This is a genomic window from Flavobacterium sp. (assembly GCF_049318325.1).
In the GTDB taxonomy this organism is placed as follows: domain Bacteria; phylum Bacteroidota; class Bacteroidia; order Flavobacteriales; family Flavobacteriaceae; genus Flavobacterium.
Genome location: NZ_JBMOGQ010000190.1, coordinates 1 through 3,182, shown reverse-complemented (window position 1 = coordinate 3,182; position 3,182 = coordinate 1). Strand labels below are relative to the sequence as shown.

The 3,182-nt window shown below is 34.0% G+C and carries 2 protein-coding genes; one reads left to right on the top strand and one right to left on the bottom strand.

Annotated elements, in window-relative coordinates:
• The coding region (locus ACOYLP_RS11495) for a cation-translocating P-type ATPase (RefSeq protein ID WP_422856313.1) at positions 1-2,355 on the bottom strand (2,355 nt) is incomplete at its 3' end.
• Positions 2,356-2,491: 136 nt separating this feature from the next.
• Between ACOYLP_RS11495 and ACOYLP_RS11490 the strand changes: the two genes are divergently transcribed.
• On the top strand, positions 2,492-3,182 hold a 691-nt coding region (locus ACOYLP_RS11490; RefSeq protein ID WP_422856312.1), incomplete at its 3' end, for an IMP dehydrogenase.

The following is a 3,182-nucleotide window of genomic DNA, read 5'->3' as shown; positions in this document are numbered from 1 at the left end:
TGATGTAATTCCGATTGTGATTCCAATAATCATTAAAACCAAATTATTTTTGTAACGAATAGTAGTGAAAACAGAATAATAGAATGAGCGGTTTTCTAGGGTCAAAAAGATATTGGATATTATTAATGTTAAAAAAACTGTAGTTCTAGTATATTTTTCGGTAAAACCTTCATCAACACAATAGTTATACATAAACAGCAAACCTAAAGTAATAACCAATCCCTGAATAATACTAATGGTTATTTCTTTCAAATTAAAAAAAGTAGTTGTTAATGGTCTTGGTTTTTGGAGCATTAAATTATGTTCCATCGGTTCGTTTTCATAAATTATGGAACAAGTCGGTCCCATAATTATTTCTAAAAAGATAATGTGAACTGGCGTAAATATGTTGGGATATAGCCATCCTAATGCTAAAGGAATAAATACTATAAGAATGATAGGAATATGAATAGAAATAATATACTGAATAGCTTTTTTAAGATTGACATATATTCTTCTACCCATGGCAATAGCATCAATCATCTTACTAAAATCATCTTCAATTAAAATAAGGTTAGCCGCTTGTTTAGCAATTTCAGTTCCTTTTTTTCCCATGGCAATTCCTATGTGCGCCGATTTTAGGGCAGGCCCATCATTTACTCCATCTCCGGTCATAGCTACAATTTGATTGTTCGCTTTTAATGCCTGAATTATTTTTAGTTTGGCTTCGGGAAACATTCTGGTAAATATGGTAGTTTCCATAACTTTTACTTTTAAAGTTTCCGAATCCATTTCCATTAGTTCATCACCATTAAGCACTTTGTCGGGATCTTTAAAGCCTATTTGACGTGCAATTGTAGAAGTTGTAGCAGCATTATCCCCCGTAACAATTTTAATTTGAATACCTGCTTTATAAAAGGTTTCAAAAACTTCCTGAATATTTGCTTTTGGAGGATCATAGAAAGCTACTAGTCCTTTAAAACTGAATTTTAATTCCTGTTGCGTTATTGGAAAATCTGTTCCCGGAAAATCAGCAATACCAATTCCTAAAACCCTATACCCTTTTTTTGCCATAGCTTGCACGGCAATTAGTACCTGATTTTTTTCACTATCCAATAAGGAACTGACTTCAATTAATGCTTCTGGAGCACCTTTAGCAGCGATAATTCTTTTTCCTTTACTGTCTTCAAAAACATGTGTCATCATTGGTGGCTTGCCTCCCAATGGATATTCGTATATCAATTTATAATTAGGTCTCTGATCAACCGATTCCAATTTGGCGTACTCTTCATGAATTGCAATTTCCATAGCATCAAACGGAATGGGTTCACTTGACCACATGGCAAAACTTAAAACTTCTTCAGCTTCTGAATTTAGTTTTTTATTAGCATCAATTACAATATTGGAATCAAAAACATACAGTTTAGCCAAACTCATTTTATTTTCTGTAATCGTTCCCGTTTTATCAGTACAAATCACAGTCGCACTGCCTAATGTTTCGACCGTTTTAGTTTGTTTAGTGATTATGCCTATTTGCATTAAACGCCAAGCTCCTAACGCCATGAATGTGGTGAATGCAACCGGAATCTCCTCTGGAATAACACTCATTGCAATAGTAAGAGCCTTTAGTAAACTATCAAAAACTACTTTTGAATGATAATAATTTAGTGCCCAAACAATTCCAAAAATAATCAAACCAACAATTGACATTTTCTTTACAAAATTGGTAATTTGAACTTGTAATGGCGTTTTTTCTTCTTCTATGGATTCCAAACTTTTTCCAATTTTACCTAAACTGGTTTGATTGCCAATAGCATTAACTTCACAAATTGCTAGACCTGTAGCAACAATAGTTCCCTGAAACACTTTATTAATTTCAGAGAATTCGTTTTTAAAAACTGAAAGCGATTCACCGGTCAAAATAGCTTCATTAACTGAAAAATCGTTAGATTGAATTATGACGGCATCCGCAGGAATAAAGGTTCCTTCTTGCACTTGAATACAATCACCTAATACAATTTCTTCGCTCGGAATTTCAATAATTTTGCCGTTTCTGATGACTTTACTTTTGGGTTGCGATAATTTTTTTAAAGCATCTATGGCATTTCTGCTCCTGGCCTCCTGAAATAATGAAATTGTAGCAACCAACAATATGGCTATGGTCATAAAAATACCATCGCCATAATCTCCGGTAATGTAATAGATACTGGCAGCAACAAACAAAAGCAGAAACATGGGCTCTTTTACCATTTCTATTATTGAAATCAGTAAATGATTTTTCTGTTGATGTTCTAATGAATTGGAACCCCACTTCTTCCTTGAAGCAACAACTTCATCGTTTGAAAGTCCTGTAATCAGCTTATGATTTTCTGTCATTAAGATGAATTTAGTTATTCGTACTAATTTAGTTATTAAAGATGAATTTAAGTGACTTATTTACATAAAGATTATTATATTTGCATGCAATTTAACTACTACTCTGAACCAAGTTCAGCATAAACTAAAAATTGCAATGAAAGCACACGCTACTAAAATCGTTGGAGAAGGTTTAACCTATGACGATGTACTGCTAATCCCAAATTATTCTGAAGTTTTACCGCGCGAAGTTAATATACAGTCGAAGTTTTCGCGAAATATTACTTTGAATGTTCCTATTGTTTCCGCTGCGATGGATACCGTTACCGAAAGCGCTATGGCAATTGCTATGGCACAGGAAGGTGGCATTGGTGTCTTACATAAAAACATGACAATCGAACAACAGGCAGCTAAAGTCAGAAAAGTAAAAAGAGCTGAAGCCGGTATGATTATCGACCCAGTTACTCTACCTCTGACAGCCACAGTTGGCGATGCTAAAATGGTAATGAAAGAATTTGGTATTGGTGGTATTCCTGTTGTTGATGAAAATGGTATTCTTAAAGGAATTGCAACCAATAGAGATTTGCGTTTCGAAAAAATAAATTCCCGTTCCATATTAGAAGTTATGACTTCTGAAAATCTGGTAACTGCTGCTGAAGGAACAACTCTACAAGAAGCAGAAGTAATTCTGCAGAAAAATAAAATTGAAAAACTTCCTGTGATTGACGATAATTTTAAACTTATCGGATTAATAACTTTTAGAGATATTACAAAACTAACTCAAAAACCAATCGCGAATAAAGATAAGTTCGGACGTTTGCGAGTAGCGGCTGCTTTAGGGGTTACTG